This is a genomic window from Caballeronia sp. 11_S32, from assembly GCF_056930355.1.
Window position 1 is genome coordinate 56904 of sequence record NZ_JBXOWH010000004.1, and the last position, 21902, is coordinate 78805.

The window sequence follows — 21902 nt, forward strand, 5'->3', positions numbered from 1 at the left end:
TTCAGATCTCGAGATCAGGCCGGTTTGTCAGACCTCGTCTGGACAACGCTGCGATGGAGAGCTTCTTTGCCACGCTCAAGCCGGCGTTCTTCCGCTTGAACCGCTTTACCTGCATCGAACAACCGCAGGCCGGACTGCGACGTTACATCCACGACCGCAAGCACGAACGTATCCGGCTCAAACTAAAAAGGCTGAGTCCTGTGCAACACAGGACTCAGCCTCTGGCCGCCTCGCTCGTAACTGTCCAACTTTGAGAGGTTAGTTCGCACTGGGTTGCAATGCGCGCGCATGTGCCAATTGCCGGTCAATCCGTGAAAGGCTCGTGCAGTATGGCGAAGCGCGCAGCACAGGAGCAGTGCTAACAGACCGACGCGAAAACAGGAAGTCCATAGCAGCACAAGCAACCCAACCGACCGTCAAACAACCCTCGGCACGCCTTCCTCAACCAACAAAGCCACCGGCATAACCCCCAACGCATCGCGAATAAAAAGCCGCTCCCCTTCGGCCTTAGGCGCATTGGGACTTGCCCAATCGAACAACGCCCGCGAATGCAGCGCCTCCGGCAGCAAGATCGCCGTATCGCCCCACCGCGCGGGCTCGACGAGCGGCACCTCGCGCCCAGCGTCCATCAGCGGCGCCGCGAGCCGCGTCGCGATCACGATGGCATACGCACTTCCAGCATGCCGCGCATACGCGATCACATTTCCCGCATGCTCGCCTTGCACTTCGAGCGGCAGATACTCGCCCTGAGCGAACAACGACTCGCAATGCTTGCGCAAAGCCAAGGCCCGCCGCACGAGCGCAAGCTTCACACGCCCATCGCGCCAGTTCGACAACTGCTCCGACGGCGGCCCTTTCTCTTCCACTTCAGCAAGCCACGCGCGTCGCAACTCATAATCGACTGGCCGACGATTGTCCGGATCGACAAGACTGAAATCCCATAGCTCCGTGCCCTGATACAGATCCGGCACGCCTGGCGACGTGAGCCGCAACAACGTCTGCTGAAAGCTATTGATCGCACCAACCGGCCCGATGCGCGCGACGAACGCCGACAACTCCCGCAGAAAGCCATTGCGCCGCTGCGGCGCGACGATATCGAACAGAAAGTCCTTGCACGCGTTCTCGTAGGCTTCGTCCGGCGCAAACCAGCTCGTGCGCAGCTTCGCCTCGCGCAACGCCTTCAGTTGCCATTGCGCCACGCGTTCGGCGAGTGCGTGAACGCCCGCCTCGTCGTCGGGCGCGAGCGTCGGCGGCCAGCATCCGACGAGCGTCTGATAGAGCATCGCCTCCGCCGCCGGTCCCGGCGCCCAGTCGTTGACGTCGCTCGTTTCGCCATGTCCGCCGCTCGGGCCGCGTCTTAGCGGCGTGTTCAACGTGGACCATTGCCTGAGCGTCGTGGCCCATTCGTCGGGAATCTCGCTCAATGCCGCAATGCGTGCGCGCACGTCTTCTCCACGCTTGTGATCGTGCGTCGCGGTGCAGAGCATCGCGTGCGGGAAGGTGTCGAGACGTTCGCGATTGCACGCGTGAAACTCATCGACGGACAAGGCGAACTCGCCCGGGTCCGCGCCGACTTCATTGCGCGAGATAAGCCGTCCATAGCGATAGCACGCCGTATCCTCGACGGCCTTCGCCGCGACCGGCGACGTCAGTTGCGAGAACAGCGTCTGTGCCGCGCGACGCTGCGAGCCGCTCGACGACGGCGGGTTCTGCCCCGCCGGCGCCTGATTGCGGTCGCGCTCGCGATTGCGATCGGCGGCGCGGTCCCGGCCGCGTTCCGCGCGTTCGCCGCGATCTCCACGTTCACCACGTTCACCACGTTCACCACGTTCGGGCTGCGGCAATTCATCGGGCAGCTTGCCGCCGAGCCATTGCGCGACCTGATCCAGCACCGCATGATCGGCCCGCGCGAGCGCCGCGCGCGCGGCCTCGAGCGCCCGCGAGAAGAAGCGCTCGTCCTCGGGGCTGCGCACGCCGCCCACCGGGTACATGCGATACACCGGAAACTGCACGACCAGCTCCGCGACCACGCGCCTGATCGACGTGAACGTGAAGTCGCGCGTGGTCTGCGCATCGCGCGCAATGCGATGCAGCGCGCGCGTCACACGATCCAGCTCCGCCGAGAGATTCTCCCCGAGTATCTTGCGGCGCGCGGCGAGCGCCTCATCGGCGAAACATGCGCTCTTGCCCGTGACCTCGGTCCACAGCGCGGCAAGCGGTGCCGCGCCCGCCGGGTCATGCAGCAGCGCGCCGACATCGTTCATGAAGTCGTAGCCGGTCGTGCCGTCGACCTGCCAGTCGCGCCGCAACGGCTCGCCGCGCGCAAGTATCTTCTCGACGACGAAATATGTGTGCCCATTGCCGTGCCGCAACGCCTCGGGCCGCTCCGCCGACAGCTCTTCGAGCCGCGCGCGCAACCGCTGGCAATACTCGCGCGGCTCGGCGAGCCCATCGACGTGATCGACTCTCACGCCGTCGATCAGGCCTTCCGTGAAAAGCCTGAAGATCAGCGCATGCGATGCCTCGAACACTTCGGGCCGCTCCACGCGCACGCCGCCGAGCGTGCTCACGTCGAAAAAGCGCCGCCAGTTCACTTCGTCCGCCGCGGTGCGCCACCATGCGAGCCGGTAATGCTGCCGCTCCAGCAGACGATGCAGCCGGTCCCGGCCAGCGGGCGTATCCGGCGAATGCGCGGCGAGGATCGCCTCGATGGCGGCCTGGCCGCCTTCGGTCCGCGCGATGGTGACGAGCGCGGTGCGCGCATCGGCGGCGCGCGGCTGATCGGCGGGCTGCGTCGTCAGGCCGACGAAGCGTTGCGCAAGCTCGGGCGCTTCCTGAAAAACGGCGGGGTAATCGACCGGACACACGGGAAACTCATGCGAGTAATACTCGATGACGAAACGCCCTTCATCCGCGCGATACGCGAGCCTGATCTTGCCGCCCTGCAACTCGTCGCCATAGGCGGCGCCGAGAAACGGCGCGAGCACCTTGCCGCGCAACGCAGGATCGGGCGAATGCCAGTCCACGTCGAAAAAGCGCGCATGCACCGCGTGCCGTCCCCATTCGAGAATGTCCTGCCACCACGCGTTCTCTGAACCGCCCACGCCCATGTGATTCGGCACGATATCGGCAATGAGCCCCATTTCATGCGCGCGCAGCTTCTCGACGAAGCGCCGCAGGCCGTCCTCGCCGCCGAGTTCGGGATCGACCGTCGTGTAGTCCACGACGTCATAGCCGTGCGTGGAGCCGGCGGTCGCGGTCGTGATCGGCGACGCATACACGTGGCTCACGCCGAGCAGCGCGAAGTAGTCGACGAGCGCGGCGGCATCGTCGAATGTGAAGCCCTTGTGAAGCTGAAGCCTGAGCGTGGAACGCGGTACGGTCATGGTGTTTCGTTCGGTTTCGATGTGGTTTCGTTCGCTTGCGCGGAACGCTTGCGCGCGGCATCGACGGCGAGCAGACGGTCGGAAAAGGCATCGTCGAGAAACAGCTCGTCGATGGGCAACGCCATGCGCCTGCGCCAGTTCGGATGCTCGTCGATGGAGCCGGGCAGATTCGGCTGCTCCGCGAGCGCGAGCAAATCTTCGAGCGGATACGTCACGAGCGGCGCGGGCGTCGCGGCGACGAAGGCGAGCGCTTCATCGACGGGTGCGTTGCCGATGTCGGGCGCAGCCACGTCGTCAGGCGCGATGCCCGCGTCCTGGAACGCGCGCCACAAATACGCGCGATCCTCGCCGCGTTCCTCGAGCGCCACTTCGACGGCGTCGCGGCCATCGTCGCGCGCCATCGTCTGGCCGATCTTCGAGCGCCATACGATGTCTTCGCCGCGCCACCATCCGGTGACGGTCGGCAGGTCGTGTGTGGTCGTCGTCGCGGTCACGCCCGCGTCCCATTCGCGCGGCGGCTTGAAGCCGGGGCCGTCCACTTCGCGTTCGAACCACAGCACGCGAATGCCTAGCAAGCCGTGCTCCTGCAAGCGCTCCGTAAAGCCCGGCGGCACCGTGCCGAGATCCTCGCCGATGACGATCGCGCGGTGCCGCCACGATTCCAGCGCGATGAGCCGCAGCATGTCGTCGAGCGGATAGCGCAGGTACGCGCCATCCTTCGCGCTTTCGCCCTCGGGCACGAGCCACAGGCGGCGCAAGCCGAGTATGTGATCGATGCGGATGCCGCCCGCGCATTTGAACGCGCAACGCAGCATGTCGATGAACGCCGAGAAGCCCTGCGTGCGCATCGCGCGTGGCGAAAACGTCGTCAGGCCCCACGATTGCCCGGCCTGATTGAAGAGATCGGGCGGCGCGCCGACGGACACGCCCGTCAGCATTTCATCGCGATACGACCATGCGTGACTGCCCGCGCTGTCGCATCCGACCGCGAGATCCGCGACGAGTCCCACGGCCATGCCCGCATCGCGCGCGGCATGCTGCGCGTGCATGAGCCCCTTCGCGGCGAGCCATTGCGTGAAGAGATGGAAGCGCACTTCGCGGCGATTCGCGCTGGCGAAATCGGTCACCGCGTCGCTGCGCGGATCGCGCAACGCTTCGGGCCAGTTGCGCCAGTGGCCTTCGCCGTTCTGAGCGATCTGCGCGGCCTGCAGCGCTTCGAAGCGCGCGTGGTCTTCGAGCGCGCGTCCGCCTTCCTCGACGAACGCGGCGAAGTCCTTCGCGAAGGGCGAATCGCGGTCTTCGGAGAACGTGTCGAAGAGCGCGCGCAGAATCGCGAGACGCGCTTTCGATGCGCGCGGCCAGTCGATCAGCGCGAGGCCTTCGAGTTCGTTCAGCTCTTGCGCCACGCCCGTTTTCTCGATCGCCGCACGCGCCGCGGGCGCGCCGAGCACGGCGGCCGGATCGACATGCGCGATGTTGAGAAAGAGCCGCGACGAAGGCGAATAGGGGCTGAACTTGTTCGGCTCCGCGCTGAACATCGCGTGCATCGGGCTGATGGCGATGGCATGGCCGCCGCGCTTCGCCGTCTGCGTCGCCAGCGACGCGAGCGCGGTGAAATCGCCGATACCGCCATCGCCATTGCGCCGCAGGCCGTATACCTGCGCCGCGACGCCCCACAGCGGCGGCGCGTTCGTGACATCTTCGTCGAGCGTGCGCCATGCATCGTCGATCGTGTAGCAGCGCGCGGGCGCGACGGCGAGCGTCGTGCGATGGTCGTTGATGACGAGCGTGTGATAGCCCGGCTCCGCGATCGGCGAGAGCAGCGCGATCTCGCCCTTCGGCGATGTGAAGCGGCCATCGATCACCGCGCCGCTTTCCAGCTCGATGCGATAGCGCGCGCCCGACTTCGCCGCCGACACCGGCAGCGCGATGCCGCGATCCACTTCGGCGGTGATGAGCGGCGGCAGCTTGCGGCCGCTGATCTCGGCATCGACGGCGGACATGCTCTGCCTGATCTGCGTGGCGTTGCCGCACGGCAGACCGAGCTTTTCGAGGAGAATGCGCAGCGTCGTCTCCGGCACGCGCCGCATGTTCTTGTGCGCGTCCTGCCATTCGATCTCGAAGCCCGCGCGTTCCGCGAGCGCTTCGATGCTGCTCACGGGGCGCGCGTTGCGGGCGGCGCCCGTCTTGCTGGCGGCGGCGCTCACGACACCTTTCCTTCGGCCGATGCCGGTTCGAAGCGGCGCGCGTCGTGCGCGATCGCATATTCGTTCACTTCGCCGGTGAGCCAGGCTAGGAACGTGCGGCCGCCGAGTTCGCCGTCACGGGCGCGATCCTGCGCGCGAGCCGGCGTCTCGAAGACGAGCTTGCCCGGCGGTTGCGCGTTCAACGCGATGCCCGCATCGCCGAGATTGAGCGCCGCGGTCAGCGTCTCGCCGTCGCCGAGCTTCCAGCGCGCGACGAGCGCCTTGTCGCCGAGCACGTCCACGCCGAGCGACTTCGCGCCTTTCAGACGCGGCGTGATGAGCTTCGCGCGCACGGTCAACGCGGAACGGTAGAAATGCAGCCATTCGAGACGATCCTCGTCGTCCTGCGTGTCGCTGACTTTCGGCGAGGACATCTCGAAGGTCTTCTTGTCGTTCGGATCGGGAATCTGCGCGCGGCGTGTTTCGTCGCTGAACGCGGAGAACTTCGCGAACTCCTTGCGACGGCCTTCGCGCACTGCATCGGCGAGCTGATCGTGATAGTCGGTGAAGAACAGAAACGGCTGCTTTGACCCGTATTGCTCTTCCATGAAGAGCAGGGGAATCTGCGGCGACAGCAGCATCAAGCCCGTCGCGGCGAATAGCGATTCATCGTCGGTCAAAGAGCGCAGGCGATCGCCCATCGCGCGATTGCCCACCTGATCGTGATTCTGCAGGAACATCACGAAGCGCGTCGGCGGCAGATGCGCGCTCTTTTCGCCGCGCGGCTTGCCATCGTGAATCGGCGAGGGATCGCCCTGATACGCGAACCCTTCCTTCAGAATGCGCGCGAGCTTCTCGATGGGCTTGTCGCAATACGCGCCGTAGTAGCTCTCGTCTTCGCCGGTGAGGAGCACGTGCAGCGTGTTGTGCGCGTCGTCGTTCCATTGGGCGTCGAAATGCGTTTGCAGCAGGTTCGCCGTGTTGTGCTCGTTCTCGAGCACGAGATGCACATGACGGCCCGCCTCGACCGAACTGCGCACGCGGTGCGCGAGTTCGCGCAGCCATTCGTCGTCGTTGATCGCGTGCACCGCGTCGAGGCGCAGGCCATCGAAACGGTATTCGTTGAGCCAGTACAGCGCATTGTCGAAGAAGAGATCGCGCACTTGCGGGCGTTCGAAATCGATCGCCGGGCCCCACGGCGTGTGCACGCCTTCGCGGAAGAAGGTCTTCGCGTATGCATGCAGATAATTGCCGTCCGGGCCGAAGTGGTTGTAGACGACATCGAGAAAGACCATCAGGCCGAGACCATGCGCGGTGTCGACGAGCTTCTTCAGGTCCTCGGGGCGGCCATACGACGAATCGGGCGCGTAGGGCAGCACGCCGTCGTAGCCCCAGTTGCGCGTGCCGGAGAAATCGTTGAGCGGCATCAGTTCGATGGCCGTCACGCCGAGTTGCGCGAGTTCGGGCAGACGCGCGGTGACGCCCGCAAAGCCGCCCATCGCGCCGACATGCAGCTCGTAGAGCACGGTTTCTTCCCACGGCCGCCCGTGCCAGTTCGTATGCGTCCAGCGGTACGCGCGCGGATCGACGACTTCGCTCGGGCCGTGCACGTCCTGCGGTTGAAAACGCGAAGCGGGATCGGGCACCGCGAGATGCTCGTCGAGCCGATAGCGATACAGCGTGCCCGCGCCGCCATCGGCTTCGGCCTCGAACCAGCCGTCGCCGGTGGCCTGCATGTCGATGAGCTCGGGCGTGCCGCCCGCGCGCTGAATCTCCACTTGCACGGCATCGCGCGACGGCGCCCAGAAGCGGAAGCGCGTGCGCGGATTCTCGCGCACGGCGCCCGTCAGATGTGCGCCGAAAGGAAGGCAATACGCATGGTGATGCTTGTGCGGATCGATCGGACGTTCGGACATGATTTCCTGCCTGTGTTGCGACTGTTTCGGCGAATTTCCCACGGAGGTGTGAAATGGATTGTGCGCGCTTCAGTGCGGCGAATCGATTTCGGGCTCGCGATGCGAAGGCATCGTTCCCGGGTCGGGCGGCAGCGCCGTCAGAAGTCGCGGCCCCTGATGCGCGCCCGCCATCCAGACCGCCTGCCAGTCGGCCTCGCCGGTTGGCTCGGCCAGCAGCACCACGATGCTGTGCGCGGCCACTTCCAGTTCGCTCCCGACGAGCGGCCGCGTGACAGAGTCGGGCTCCGCGCTATCCAGGAGCACATTCCATTCCAAGTGCGGCGCGGGCGGTGTGAACGTGAGCGCCTGCGACGATGCGTTGAACATCAGAAGCAGCACGTCGATTTCACCGTCGATGCCGGGCCCCGCGCGCCGCAGCGTGAGCGCGCGGCCCTCGGGGTCCTGCCATGCTTCGATCGCGAGCGCGTTCGCGCGTTCATCGAACCAGCTCACATCGTAGAGTCCCGGCAGCACTTCGCGGTCGCCATAGAGAAAGCGCGTTTCGCGCAGCACCGGGTATTTTTTGCGCAATGCAATAACTCTGGCGACGAACTCCTTCATCATGATGCCTTGCGGAGTTTGCGCCGTATCCCAGTCGAGCCACGAAATCTCGTTGTCCTGGCAGTAGGCGTTGTTGTTGCCCTGTTGCGTGCGGCCGAATTCGTCGCCGGCGAGAAGCATTGGTGTGCCGAGCGAGAGCAGCGTGGTCGCCATCATCGAGCGGGCGAGACGCGCGCGGATCTCGAGGATTGCGGGATCGTCGCTCGGGCCTTCCACGCCCCAGTTCGCGCTGCAATTCTCGTTGTGGCCGTCGTTGTTGCCTTCCTGATTCGCTTCGTTGTGCTTGTGCGAATACGCGGTGACATCGGCGAGCGTGAAGCCGTCATGTGACGCGACGAAATTCACCGATGCCCACGGTTTCCTGAAGCGCCGGTTGAAGAGTTCCGCCGAGCCGGTGAGACGCGCGGCGAGATCGGGGCGCATGCCGGAATCGCCGCGCCAGAAGCGGCGCACGCCATCGCGATACTTGTCGTTCCATTCGGCGAAGCCCGGCGGATGATTGCCGACCTGATAGCCGTCCGGCCCGATATCCCACGGCTCGGAGATGAGCTTGCGCGTGGAGAGGATCGGGTCCTGGCGGACCGCGTCGAAGAAGCCCGAGCCCGGATCGAAGCCGTGGCCTTCACGGCCGAGCGTGACGCCGAGATCGAAGCGGAAGCCGTCGATATTGAAGGCGGTGCTCCAGTAGCGCAGCGAGTCCATCACCATCTGCAGTACGCGCGGATGCGACAGGTTCACGGTATTGCCGCAGCCGGTCTCGTTGATGTAGTGGCGTTCGTCGCCGGGAATCAGGCGGTAATAGCTCGCATTGTCGAGGCCGCGCCACGACACGGTGGGGCCGAGTTCGTTGCCTTCGCATGTGTGGTTGTAGACGACATCGAGAAAGACTTCAATGCCCGCCGCATGCAACTGGCGCACCGCGATGCGCATTTCGTTGAGCCGATGCGTCGACAGATAGGTGGGCTCGGGCGCGAAGAACGCGGCGGTGTTGTAGCCCCAGTAGTTCCTGAGACTGCGCTCGACGAGAAAGCGGTCGTTCAGAAACGCGTGCACCGGCAAAAATTCGACGGCGGTGATGCCGAGCTTCTGGAGATGCTCGATGAACCACGGCGACGACAGCGCGGCGAACGTGCCGCGCTCGTGCTGGCGGATGTCGTTGCGCATCATCGACGTGCCGCGCACGTGCGTTTCGTAGACGATGGTTTCGCCCCAGGGCGTGTCGGGGCGCACGTCGCGGGACCAGTCGAAGGCGTCGTCGGTGACGATGCACTTGGGCATCGCGGGGGCGGAGTCGCGGCGGTCCATCGACATGTCGAGCCGGTTCGAATGCACGCGATAGCCGAAGAGGGCATCGGACCATCGCCATGGGCCGACGAGTTTCTTCGCGTAGGGATCGAGCAGCAGCTTGTGGGGATTGAAGCGGTGTCCTTGTTGCGGCTGATACGGACCATGCGCGCGAAAGCCGTAGACCGTGCCGGGATGCGCGCCTGGGAGATAGCCGTGCCATACCTCGTCGGTGCACTCGGGCAGGTCGAAGCGCATCAGCTCCTTGCGGCCCGTGCTGTCGAAGAGACATACCTCGATGCGGTGGGCATTCGATGAGAATACCGCGAAGTTGACGCCCAAGCCGTCCCAGTTGGCTCCGAGCGGGTAGGGTGCGCCCGGGAGCAACTTGTCGGGAAGTGCATTTGCCATGTGCCCCGTCCTCTGGTTTTTTCGCCTTGCGTCGGTTTGATGGTGGGTTAAGTTTATGTCTTCGTTTTTTTTGTTGTTGTGGGGGTTGGTGCTTGGTCGTTCGCTTGGGCTTCTATGGACTTCCTGTTTTCTTAGTGGTCTATTGGCTCTGCCCCTATGCGGGGCGGCAGTCACTTTCTTTGCTGCTGCAAAGAAAGTAACCAAAGAAACAGCTTGTCCCATCCAAAGTGCTTCACACCGGCCCCGGCACAGAAGAAGTCTCGTGGTCCGGCAGTAGCGAGTGCCCTCATAGGCCTAACCGGGCTTGGATCGCGCACGGTCTGTCACATCGCGCCACTCAACTGACTGGTTCAGCACCAAATAGCTCCAGCCCGCTTCGCGGCCGACCGGTCAGTCGGGTCGGCGCACACTTCTTTGCTAACGCTTCCATCTCACTGCATTCGCCCACCGTTGGTTTCCCTTGCATACCCGGCGGCAGCGCGTAGCGCTGTGCCGGAACTCTTTGGTGCTGAACCAGCGCGCTCAAACTTTTAGCTTGTCAGACCGTGCGCGGTCCACGCCCGGTTAGACCTATGAGGGCACTCGCTACTGCCGCACCACATACCATCTTCTGTGCCGGGGCCGGCTTGAAGCACTTTGGATGGGACGAGCTGTTTCTTTGGTTACTTTCTTTGCAGCAGCAAAGAAAGTGACTGCCGCCCCGCACAGGGGCAGTGCTAATAGACCGACACGAAAACGGGATCCGGCGAAAGCCCAAGCAAACCACAACCTCAGTCAACCCTAAGCACGATCGTCCCCAACGGCGGTAACGTCAACGCCGCCGACTGCTCCCTCCCATGACTCGGATAGTCATCCGTATGAATGACCCCGCCATTCCCCATATTCGACCCGCCATAGGTAGAAGCATCCGAGTTGAACACTTCACCCCACCGCCCGCGCCGCGGCAACCCTATCCGATAAGCCAGCCGCGGCACCGGCGTCATATTGCACACCACGACGAGATCGCGCCCTTCGGCATCCGTACGCCGGTACGCATAAACGCTATTCGCGTTGTCATCCCCGACGATCCACTCGAAGCCGCGCGAATCGCTATCGAGCTTGTGCAACGCCGGCTCGCTCGTATAGAGATGGTTCAGATCGCGCACGAGCTTCTGCAAACCGCCATGCATCGCGTCGTCGAGCAAGTGCCAGTGCGGCGATTCATCGTGATTGAACTCCGCGAACTGTCCGAACTCGCCGCCCATGAACAAAAGCTTCTTGCCCGGATGCGTCCACATGAAACCGAAATACGCGCGCAGGTTCGCGAACTTCTGCCATCGGTCGCCCGGCATCTTGTTGATGAGCGAGCCCTTGCCATGCACCACTTCATCATGCGACAGCGGCAGCACGAAACGCTCGGAGTACGCATACACCATCCCGAACGTATAGAGATGATGGTGATACCGCCGATAAACCGGATCCTCCTGCATGTAATGCAGCGTGTCATGCATCCAGCCCATGTTCCACTTGAAGTCGAACCCGAGGCCGCCACTCTCGACACTCGCCGTCACGCCCGGCCACGCCGTCGATTCCTCCGCGACCGTGATCGCGCCGGGTATCTGCCGCACTTCATGGTTCAGCCGCTTGAGAAACGAGATCGATTCGAGATTCTCACGCCCGCCGTAAATATTCGGCACCCATTCGCCCGCCTTGCGCGAATAGTCGCGATAAAGCATCGACGCGACCGCGTCCACACGCAATCCGTCGATGTGATAGCGCTTGAGCCACGCCAGCCCCGATGCGATCAGGAACGCGCTCACCTCGTTGCGGCCGAGGTTGTAGATCATCGTGTTCCAGTCCTGGTGATAACCTTCGCGCGGGTCCGCGTGCTCGTACAAAGGCGTGCCGTCGAACTCCACGAGGCCATGCGAATCGTTCGGGAAGTGCGCCGGCACCCAGTCGATGATCACGCCGAGCCCCGCCTCGTGCGCCCGGTTCACGAACTCCGCGAACTGCTCCGGCGTGCCAAAGCGCGCGGACGGCGCGAACTGCCCCAACGGCTGATAGCCCCATGAGCCACCGAACGGATGCTCCGCGATCGGCATGAACTCGAGGTGCGTGAAGCCCATGCCCTTCGCATAGGGAATCAGGCGCTCGGCGAGCTCGTGCCAGTTCATGCCGCGATTCGCCTCTTCCGGCACGCGCAGCCACGATTCGGCATGCGCCTCGTAGATGGAGATGGGCGATTGCGCCGTCTGCTTGCCGGCGCGTGTCGCCATCCATTCGGCATCGGTCCATGCGTAGTGATCGATGGCATCCGCATCCGCGACCACCGATGCCGTCGACGGCGGCTTCTCGCTCTGCATCGCGCAAGGGTCCGCCTTCAGCGGCAGCGTGTGACCGTCGCGCGTGACGATCTCGTACTTGTAGCGCGTGCCCGCGCCGATGCCCGGAATGAAAAGCTCCCATACGCCCGCGTTGTGACGCAGGCGCATCGGATGACGCCGGCCATCCCACGTGTTGAAGTCGCCGACCACGGATACGCGCCGCGCATTCGGCGCCCACACCGCGAAGCGCACGCCCGCGACATTGCCGTGCGTAACCGGACGCGAGCCGAGGCATTCGAGCACCGCATAGGGGTCCGCGTGCGAGAGGCGCGCGAGCCATTCATCGGTGAGCACGGGGCCGAACGAATAGGTGTCGTGCGTTTCCTGAGGCGTGCCATGCCAGTCAATCTGCAGGCGATACGCCGTCGGCCGCTCGACGAAGCCCGCAAAGAGCCCCGCATCGTGGATGCGCGCGAGCGAGCCGATATGCTCGCCGTTGCCCGCATCCATGACGCTCACCGACGATGCGCCCGGCAGGAACACGCGCACCACATGTCCCAGATCGGTTTCATGCAGGCCGAGCATCGAGAACGCATCGGGATGCCGGGCCTCTACGAGTGCGTCGATATCGAGCGGATTGAGACCGTGCGCCGGATTCCTGGTATCCGCCGGATCGCTACGATTGTTCATGGTGAGTTCCATCCGGATTGTCCTTGGTTGCTCCGAACACGGGCCGTGTGCCCGGAGCGGGCGGCTCGCCCGTGTCTCCCAGCAAGCGGCTCGCGAGCGACGCGAGACCCCGCAACGGAAGGCCGATCCAGGTCGGCCGGTTCGCTGCTTCGTAGCGGATTTCGTAAGCGGCCTTCTCGATCAGGAAGAGATCGAGCAACGGTTGAAACACGTCTTCGGCCGCGATCGTTTCAGGCGACGATGAGCTCGCCTCCATGTACTCCCGCAAGAAGCTCTCCTCGGCGAACGCGCGCAGCCGCTCGAAGAGCGCGCGCTTGCGATCCGCGGTCTGCGCCGGCGCGTTCTCCGTCGTCGATTGCGCGGCCGCGCTCGCATACGAAAGCGAACGCAAGAGGCCCGCGACATCGCGCAGCGGGCTCGTCTTCCTGCGGCGCTCGTCGAGCGCGCGCGCGGGCTCGCCTTCGAAGTCGATCAGATACGCATCGCCCTGCGCCATCAGCACCTGACCCAGATGGAAGTCGCCGTGGATGCGGATGCGCAGCGCATCGGCATCGGGCGCGACGAGCTTCTTCACCGCGTCGACCAGCATGTCGCGGCGATCGAGCAGGCTTTGCGCGAGGAAACGGTCGTGCTCGTTGAAGTCGCCGAGCTTCTGCGCGAGGATATCGAGCGCCGATTCGAGCAGCTTCAGCGTGCCGTCGATCCAGCCTTGCACGTCCTCGGGTGTCGCGCGCTGCGGTGCGAAGGCTTCGTCATCGGTCGGCGACGCGAGCGCGACATGCAGTTCGCCCAGCCGCTTGCCGATCACGCCCGCGATGTTGGCGTAACCCGCGAAGCTTTCCGCCTGCGCGTCGCGCTCCTGCGTGTGCTCCTCGGATTCGACGGCGACCGCGAGCTCATCGACGGTGCGGCGCAGATAGTCGAGCGCGTAGTTCCACGCATCGCCCTGATTGTCGATGAAGCCCTGCAGGATCACGAGCGTATGCGGCACGCCCTGCGGATCGACGCGCACCACTTCGCCAAAGAGCGGCCCGGTGTTCGCATAGCCGAGCTTCGTCAGATAGCGGCTCATCTCCGCTTCGGGATGAATGCCGCCCACCACCCTCCGCACGAGCTTCAGCACGATCTTGTCCGCGATCACGAGCGAACTGTTGCTTTGCTCAGCGGCGAGCCAGCGGATCTCGGGCGGATCGGCGGGGTAGAAGTTGAGTTCGTCGAGGCGCTCGGTCGGGATGAAGCGGATCTCGCTCTTCTGCACGGTCGGCACGACCGCGTGCTCTTTCAGCTTGCGCAGCACGCCATATGTGAACTGCGGTACCGAGAACGCGTCGGTCAGATGCCCGATGTTGCGGTTGCGGCGCACGCGCGCCAGCGCGAGTTGCATATAGAGCGGCGATGTCGTTTCCGTGCCCCACGCGATGGAAAGCGGCAGCACATAGCGCTCGCAATGATCGCCGACATCCGCTTCGATTTCGGTGAACGCGAAGCCGGCGCCTTCGATGGTCGTCAGCGCGGCGAGGCGCACCGCGTTCAGCTTCTGATCTTTCGATGCGAACCAGCGGCGCTTGCTCAGATAGTTCGGCAGCACTTCCGATTCGAGCAGGCGCACGTTCTCCGGCGTCGGGCCGGTCTGGCCCGCGCGGATCACCATCGTCACGAACTCGGGCAACTGCTCGGAAGGCGCCTGCGCCCAGGCGGGCCGCATGTTGCCGGGGCAAAGCTGGAACCACAGGAAGCCGTAGGGCGGGAAGGTCAGCAGATAGGTGAGCTGGCCGATCTGCGGGAACGGCGAATCGGCGGTCATTTCCAGCGGCACGGATCCGGCGAATTCCGACAGGTCCAGCTCCACCGCCTGCGGCGCGCGCGAGAGATTCGCGACGCACAAGATCGGCGGCTCGCCCTCGAGTTCGCGCAGATACGCGAGGATCTTGCGGTTCGCGGGCCGCAGAAAGCGGATCGTGCCGCGTCCGAACGCGTGCGTCGAGCGGCGCACCGCGAGCATCTTGCGCGTCCAGTTCAGAAGCGAATGCGGATCGCGGCCCTGCGATTCGACATTCACCGCGTCATAGCCATAAAGCGAGCCCATCACCGGCGGCAGCACGAGCTGCTCGGGGTCGGCGCGCGAGAAGCCGCCGTTGCGGTCGGATGACCATTGCATCGGCGTGCGCACGCCGTCGCGGTCGCCGAGGTGGATGTTGTCGCCCATGCCGAGCTCGTCGCCGTAATAGATGACGGGCGTGCCCGGCATCGACAGCAGCAGCGAATTGATCAGTTCGATGCGGCGGCGATCGCGCTCCATCAGCGGCGCGAGACGCCGGCGAATGCCGAGATTCAGGCGCGCCCGGCGATCGCTCGCATACGTGTTCCACAGGTAATCGCGCTCGGAGTCCGTGACCATTTCGAGCGTGAGTTCGTCATGGTTGCGCAGGAAGATCGCCCATTGATTCGTCGTGCCGAGCTCGGGCGTCTGCCGCATGATGTCGGTGATCGGAAAGCGGTCCTCGCTCGCGATCGACATGTAGATGCGCGGCATCAGCGGAAAGTGGAACGCCATGTGGCATTCGTCTTCCTCGCCGAAATATTCCTTCACATCTTCCGGCCACTGGTTCGCTTCCGCGAGCAGCATGCGGTTCGGATACTCCGCCTCGATGGTCGCGCGAATCTTCTTCAGAATCTCATGCGTCTCGGGCAGGTTCTCGTTGTTCGTGCCTTCGCGCTCGACGAGATACGGCACCGCATCCAGCCGCAGACCGTCGATGCCCATGTCGAGCCAGAAGCGCATCACGGAAAGCACTTCCTTGAGGACGGCGGGATTGTCGAAGTTCAGATCCGGCTGGTGCGAATAGAAGCGGTGCCAGTAATACTGGCCCGCGACCGGATCGTGCGTCCAGTTCGAAGGCTCCGTATCGATGAAGATGATGCGCGTCTCTTCATACTTCTTGTCCGTGTCGGACCACACGTAATAGTTGCGATGATTCGAGCCCGGCTTCGCATGACGCGCGCGCTGAAACCACGGATGCTGATCCGACGTGTGATTGATGACGAGCTCCGAGATCACGCGTATGCCGCGCGCGTGCGCTTCCTGAATGAAGCGTTTCACATCCGCGATCGTGCCGTAGTCCGGATGCACGTTGCGGTAATCGGCGATGTCGTAGCCATCGTCGCGGCGCGGCGACGGATAGAACGGCAGGAGCCAGATCGCATCGACGCCCAGCTCCGCGATGTAATCGAGCTTCGCGAGCAGGCCGGGAAAATCACCAATGCCGTCGTTGTTCGCATCGAAGAAAGATTTGATGTGAACCTGATAGATGATCGCGTCCTTGTACCAGAGCGGATCGTCGCTGAGAATCGACGCCTTCTTGTTGCGCTTCACCCTTGTATCCACGGTTTCGCTCCAATATGCATGGGCTGGCTGCGGCCCTTGTTATGGGTGTGCTTTCCTTGGTCAGTTCATTCCTCGTCCGGCTGCGGCTTCGGCAGGCCCCACGTCGGCGCTATGCGCCAGATCGCGAAGGGCAGCGAATGCGGATCGAGCCGCACGTGCTGACGCCGCCCGCGCCATTCGAACCGTTCTCCCGTCACCTGATCTTCCACCGCGACGGCATCCCAGTCGCGCACGCCCCAGCGTTCGAGCGTCTGCCACGGCAGATCGATATCCGCGCCTTGCTCGTTGAACGGATCGAGATTGATCGCGACGAGCACGACGTTGTCGCGCGATGCGTTCGCCTTCTCGAAGAACAGGATGTGATCGTTTTGCGCGGGCAGGAAGTTGATGCCGAGATGCGTCTGCAGCGCGGGATTCGCGCGGCGGATGCGGTTGAGCGCCGTGATCTCGGTCACGATGTTGCCCGGGCGGTTCCAGTCCCATGCCTTCAGCTCATACTTCTCGGAGTGCAGATACTCCTCGCTGTTCGGCAGCGCGGCGGATTCGCACAGTTCGAAGCCGCTATACACGCCCCACAGCCCCGATAGCGTCGCCGCCAGCGCCGCGCGAATCACGAAGCCCGGACGCCCCGAGCTTTGCAGGAAGCGCGGATTGATGTCCGGCGTATTGACGAAGAAGTTGGGGCGGAAGTAATCCTTCGCGTCGGTCTGCGTGAGATCGTGCATGTACTCGAGGAAATCGCGCTTGCTCTCGCGCCACGTGAAGTACGTGTACGACTGCGAGAAGCCGAGCTTCGCGAGCCGGTTCATCACGCGCGGCCGCGTGAACGCTTCGGCGAGAAAGATCACATCGGGATGACGCGCGCGCACATCGCCGATGACCCATTCCCAGAACGGAAACGGCTTCGTATGCGGATTGTCGACGCGGAAGATGCGCACGCCCGCCGCGATCCAGTGCAGGAAGACGTCGCGCAATCCGATCCATAGATCGGGCTTCGCGTCCTGCGCATAGAAGTCCGGGTTGACGATGTCCTGATACTTCTTCGGCGGATTCTCCGCATAACGCAGCGTGCCGTCGGGACGCCATGCGAACCACGTCGGATGCTCCTTCAGCCACGGATGATCCGGCGAGCATTGCACCGCGAAATCGAGCGCGATTTCGAGGCCATGTTCATGCGCGGCTTCGAGCATGCGCTTGAAGTCGTCGAGATTGCCGAGCTCGGGATGCAACGCGTCGTGCCCGCCTTCCTTGCCGCCGATCGCATACGGGCTGCCGACATCGCCCGGCTCGGCCGTGAGCGTGTTGTTCTTGCCCTTGCGGTTGGCAATGCCGATCGGATGAATCGGCGGGAAGTAGAGCACGTCGAAGCCCATCTCACGGATGCGCGGCAGCTTGCCGATCACGTCGATGAATGTTCCGTGACGGTTCACGTCGTCGCTCATCGAGCGCGGGAAGATCTCGTACCAGCTCGCGAAGCGCGCGGCGGCGCGTTCCGAGTCGATGCGATACACCACCGGATCGCGCGACAGAAACGGCCGGTGCCTCGCCGCCGCGACGGCTTTCGCGGTGGCCGGCGCGAGCACGAGCTCGAGCTTGCGCGCGTCGTCGGCCTTCGTGAACTCCTTGACGATCGAGTCGAGCGGGGCGGCGTCGGCATCGGCGTCGTCGGCGGTCTTCACTTCCGCGAGAATCAGCGCGAAGAGATGCTTCGCTTCCTCGACTTCGAGATCGACGGGCTGGTTCGCCTTCAGCTTCTTCTGCATGTGATCGACGAGCGACGCGTAATCGTCGCGCCATGCCATCACGACGAATTCATGCCGGCCCACGCGTTCGAGCGGAATGCGCGTGGTCCACAGATCGAGGCCGGCGGGCTGCACCGCATGCATCGGCGCTTCGTGCCAGTCGGTTTCATCGGCGGCGCGCCATTGCACGGCGGCGGCGATCTTGTCGTGGCCTTCCGCGAAGATCGCGGCCTGAATCTCCACCGCCTCGCCGACGATGCGCTTCGCCGGGAAGCGCCCATGATCGACGGAAGGCGTCACGCTTTCGATCGACACGCGCGGCGCCGCGATGGCTTCGGTCACCGCCTTCTTGTCGGCGGCTTTCGCGCCGCGCTTCACCTGCGGCTGCGCGAGCAGGACGAAGGGCTCGGCTTCCGCGCGGAAGAGGCGCACTTCGCCCGCCTTCAGCGTGAACGGCGCGAGGCGCTCGGGCTTGCCCATGGCATCGTCGATGAGCGCGAAACGTGTGTAGTTGCCGGGCACCGATTCGAGCAGATGCAGCGTATCGACATGAACCGGCGCGACGAGATCCGGATTGATGATCGCGAGCACGGCGTCTTCGCTGTGACGCAGATCGCCGCCATCGGCGCGGATGAGCGCGGCGTAGGGCGTGCCCGCGCCCGTCAGCGAGCGCAGTTCGCCGACGCTCGACAGCGTGCCGATATTGCGCTGCAGGTCGTTCGCGCGCCGGATGCGCGCCGTGAGATCGATGCGCTTCTCGTTCTTCGCGCGCTGATACTCCGCCGCGATGCCGTATTGCGGCGACATCGGCAGGCCCACGCCGTACTCGAAGCCCATCGGCACCATGAGGCCGGTGCCGAGCGCGGCGGCGGTGTCGAGCACGCGCGTGTACGCGCGTTCGATAAGCGCGGTGTCGCTCGTATCCGACAGATCGCTGATGAGGCGCGCGCCGAACGGATCTTCGGGAAACGCGATCGGCGATGCGATGCGCGCGAGCGCCGCGTGCTCGTCGAAGAGCCACGCGCTCTTGAAGTCCCACCAGCGCGTCGACGAGAACACGGCATCGAACGCGGCATCCACTAGACCGTGCAGATCATGGCGCGTCACGTTGACGGTCCACGCGAGCCAGCGCGTCTCGGGATGCTTCTCGCGCACCGCCGCGCCGAGCCTGCGCCACACGTGCGCGGGCACCGCATGCGGCGCATCGAAGCGAAAGCCGCCGACGCCCGCATCGGCGAGCAGGTTCAGCTCGCGCGCCCACCATTCGGTCAGATGATGCGCGGCCTCGCCATCGGCGAAGTTCGCCCAGGCGACATCGCGCTGACGCGGCGGCTTGCGCGGATCGAGGCGGGCGTCGGCGCTCTCGAAGGGCTGGAACCAGTGCTTGTTGTCCTGATAGAGACCGCCTTCCGCGCTCACGCGGTCGATCACGATATCGACGAGCAGCGTGAGCCCGTGCTTCTTCGCGGCGTCGGCGAGCTGGCGCAGGCCGCCGGATGCGCTCGCATCGGATTCGAAAACGGGATGCAGCCGATGATGATCCGCGACCGCCTCGCGATGCCCGTTGCTGCCGGGCACGAACGGCGAGCCGATCAGGACGTGGTCGAAGCCGAGCGAGGCAGCGTGCTCGAACTGGGCGGGCCAGTTCGCGAGCGGGCCAACGAGCAGGGGATCGATGAAGTAGATACGCGGCGCGTACGCATGATGAGCTTGATGGTTTTCCATCGTTCGTCTTTTCCAGAGTCGTCCTGCGGTGGCGGGGATGCGGGCATCGATCGCGATCACGCTCACGGGCCAAACTGGCTGAAGAGCCGGTCCGCACATCACGAATCGCGCGGACTCTCAGGCGGAACTCAGATTACACCCTGGCGCCCCTCGAATCGACGCCTGCCCGGCCGTGTCTCGCGATGCACCGTGCATCGAGCGCTCCTTCGCGCTCACGGTGGGCGCCACGGTCCCCAAGTGATTTCCTTCCGTCATCCCAAAAGGGATTCCGTTCCCTCAACGCACGGGCGGGGCAGCACGTTGCGTGCCGCGCCCGGCGAGTGTCCGGCTCAGCTCTGCATCAAGGCACTACTATGGAGCAACTAAGGCGGATGCGCTCAGGCAGTGCGCGCAAGCGAATGCGCGTCGTGCGCCTGCGCGGGCATCTGCGCGGGCGCCTGCATGACATCGGGCACGCGGCGCGCGCGCAAGGCCGTACGGCTCGGACGCGCGTCGGTGAGGCCGACGTACAGTGCGACCATCGTCGCAACGGCTTCGTTCCATCCGAAATCGCAGGACATCGCGTTGCGCTGCAGCGCGCGCCAGACTTGCGGACGCATATAGGCATCGAGCGCGCGGTTCGCCGCGCCGACGATATCGTCGGCCCGCTCGCCGTCGAAGAGAAAGCCGGTGGCGGCGTGCACGCCACGCTGCGCGGGTATCGACGCGATGGGCGCATCATGCGTGCCGTCCCGCAGAAATACGGCCGGGCGCGGCACGTTGCGATCGACGTGAACGGCGTTTTGCGCCGCATCGACGATTGTGTCGGCGAGGCCGCCCACGCGCGATGCGACAGGCAGCGTGCCGTAGCGCATCGCGTACATCTGCGTGAGACCGCAGGGCTCGAAGCGGCTGCCATGCAGGAGAATGTCGGCGCCCGCGTGCAGTGCGTGCGCGCGGCGCTCGTCATATCCGATATACACGCCCACGCGATCCGGCCATTCCTGCGCGAGCTTCCTGAAGCCCGCCTCGATATACGCCTCGCCCTTGCCGATCACCGCGAGTTGCAGGCGCGGATGTTTCGCGAGCAGACGCGGCAAGGCTTCGAGCGCGACATCGGCGAGCTTCTGACCGGTCATGCGGCTGCCGATCGCCATCACCGGCGCGAACGGATCGACGGGCAAGCCGAACTTGCGTTGCAGCGCGCGCTTGCAGGCGTGCTTGCCGCGCATATCGTCGAACGAATAGTTGCGTTCGATGAGCGGATCGGCCGCGGGATTCCACGTCGCTTCGTCGATGCCGTTCACGACGCCCGACAACTTGTCCGCGCAGCTTTGCAGCACGCCTTCCATCAGATGTCCGAAGCGCGGCGTGAGAATTTCGCGCGCATAGGTTTCGGAGACGGTCGTCAGGTGATCGGCGTGGACGATGCCCGCTTTCATCAGACTCAGCGCGCCGTAGAACTCGATGCTCTTTGGATCGCTGAACGCATGCACGAGCCACTTCTCCGGTACGCCGAGCGACGCACCAAGCGAGAGCGCGTAGTTGCCCTGGAATGCGAGATTGTGGATCGTGAATACGCTCTTTGCGTGCACGCCCGCGTGTTTCATCAGGAGCGGCGTGAGGCCCGTGTGCCAGTCGTGCGCATGAACGATATCGGGCTTTTTCACGCCGCGCACGCCTTCGGCGATCCTCACGGCCGCCGCCGAGAGCGTCGCGAAACGGATGGCGTTGTCCGTATAGTCGCGGCCCTGCGCGTCCTGATAGAGGCCCGTGCGCGCATAGAGCGTGTCGCAGCGCAGCAGCAGCACCGGCACGCCGCTATCGGGCATGCGGCCGCGTAACAGCGAGGCATCGCCGCCGGGCAGGCCCGTCAGCGTGCATACCTTGCTCAGGCCTTGCGCCTGTGCGATCGCGTTCGGGTAGGCGGGAAGCAGGATCGTGGCATCGACGCCGGCTTCGCGCAGCGCGGCAGCGTAGGCGCTGACCATATCGCCGAGTCCGCCGGTCTTGGCGAGCGGGACGGCTTCGGAGGCGACCAGCAAAACGTTCAAGGGCAAAATGGGCTCCGGTGCGAGAGGGAACGCGCGGAACGAAAGCCGCGCATGCGAGTGCTGATCGGGGTTTCGTGTGAATGGGCTGGCGCAATGCAGCAATCGGCGTGCCACTGAGCGAAACGTGTGTGCGGTGCGACACGTTTTCATCCGCCCATGGCGTGAAGAGACTGCCGGCGCGCCCGCCGGCCGGCGCATGAAAAGGCACGGGCGTGCCGCGTGTAAAACTGACAGCGGC

8 protein-coding genes and 1 pseudogene are annotated in these 21902 nt (G+C 64.5%); 1 reads left to right on the top strand and 8 read right to left on the bottom strand.

Annotation, left to right across the window (positions count from 1 at the left end; translation table 11 throughout):
* Window positions 1-38 precede the first annotated feature (38 nt).
* Window positions 39-254, top strand: a pseudogene (locus AC1Z32_RS26345) (IS3 family transposase); the annotation flags it as partial.
* Window positions 255-416: 162 nt separating this feature from the next.
* Here AC1Z32_RS26345 and treY read toward each other — a convergent pair.
* The 8 genes from treY to glgA all read right to left on the bottom strand — a co-directional run bounded on the left by treY (window position 417) and on the right by glgA (window position 21670).
* Window positions 417-3386, bottom strand: a complete 2970-nt coding sequence (gene treY, locus AC1Z32_RS26350; protein WP_483481789.1) for a malto-oligosyltrehalose synthase — start codon at window positions 3384-3386, stop codon at window positions 417-419.
* Window positions 3383-5593 carry a 4-alpha-glucanotransferase gene (gene malQ / locus AC1Z32_RS26355; protein WP_483481790.1) on the bottom strand — a complete coding sequence of 737 codons (2211 nt, stop codon included), beginning with the start codon at window positions 5591-5593 and terminating at the stop codon, window positions 3383-3385. The genes treY and malQ overlap by 4 nt, the downstream gene beginning before the upstream one ends.
* Window positions 5590-7488, bottom strand: a complete 1899-nt coding sequence (gene treZ / locus AC1Z32_RS26360) for a malto-oligosyltrehalose trehalohydrolase (protein ID WP_483481791.1) — start codon at window positions 7486-7488, stop codon at window positions 5590-5592. Before treZ ends, malQ begins: the two co-directional genes overlap by 4 nt.
* 69 nt (window positions 7489-7557) lie before the next feature.
* Window positions 7558-9783: a glycogen debranching protein GlgX gene (glgX, locus tag AC1Z32_RS26365; RefSeq protein WP_483481792.1), complete on the bottom strand. Its 2226-nt coding sequence runs from the start codon at window positions 9781-9783 to the stop codon at window positions 7558-7560.
* 770 nt (window positions 9784-10553) lie between these two features.
* On the bottom strand, window positions 10554-12779 hold the full coding sequence (gene glgB, locus AC1Z32_RS26370) for a 1,4-alpha-glucan branching protein GlgB (RefSeq protein WP_483481793.1): 2226 nt from the start codon (window positions 12777-12779) through the stop codon (window positions 10554-10556).
* Window positions 12766-16152, bottom strand: a complete 3387-nt coding sequence (gene treS, locus AC1Z32_RS26375) for a maltose alpha-D-glucosyltransferase (RefSeq protein ID WP_483483316.1) — start codon at window positions 16150-16152, stop codon at window positions 12766-12768. The genes glgB and treS overlap by 14 nt, the downstream gene beginning before the upstream one ends.
* Before the next feature lie 77 nt (window positions 16153-16229).
* Window positions 16230-19631, bottom strand: a complete 3402-nt coding sequence (locus tag AC1Z32_RS26380) for a maltotransferase domain-containing protein (RefSeq protein WP_483481794.1) — start codon at window positions 19629-19631, stop codon at window positions 16230-16232.
* Window positions 19632-20008: 377 nt separating this feature from the next.
* The gene (gene glgA, locus AC1Z32_RS26385) at window positions 20009-21670 is read right to left on the bottom strand and encodes a glycogen synthase GlgA (protein ID WP_483481795.1); all 1662 of its coding nucleotides are present in this window, start codon (window positions 21668-21670) and stop codon (window positions 20009-20011) included.
* Window positions 21671-21902 lie beyond the last annotated feature (232 nt).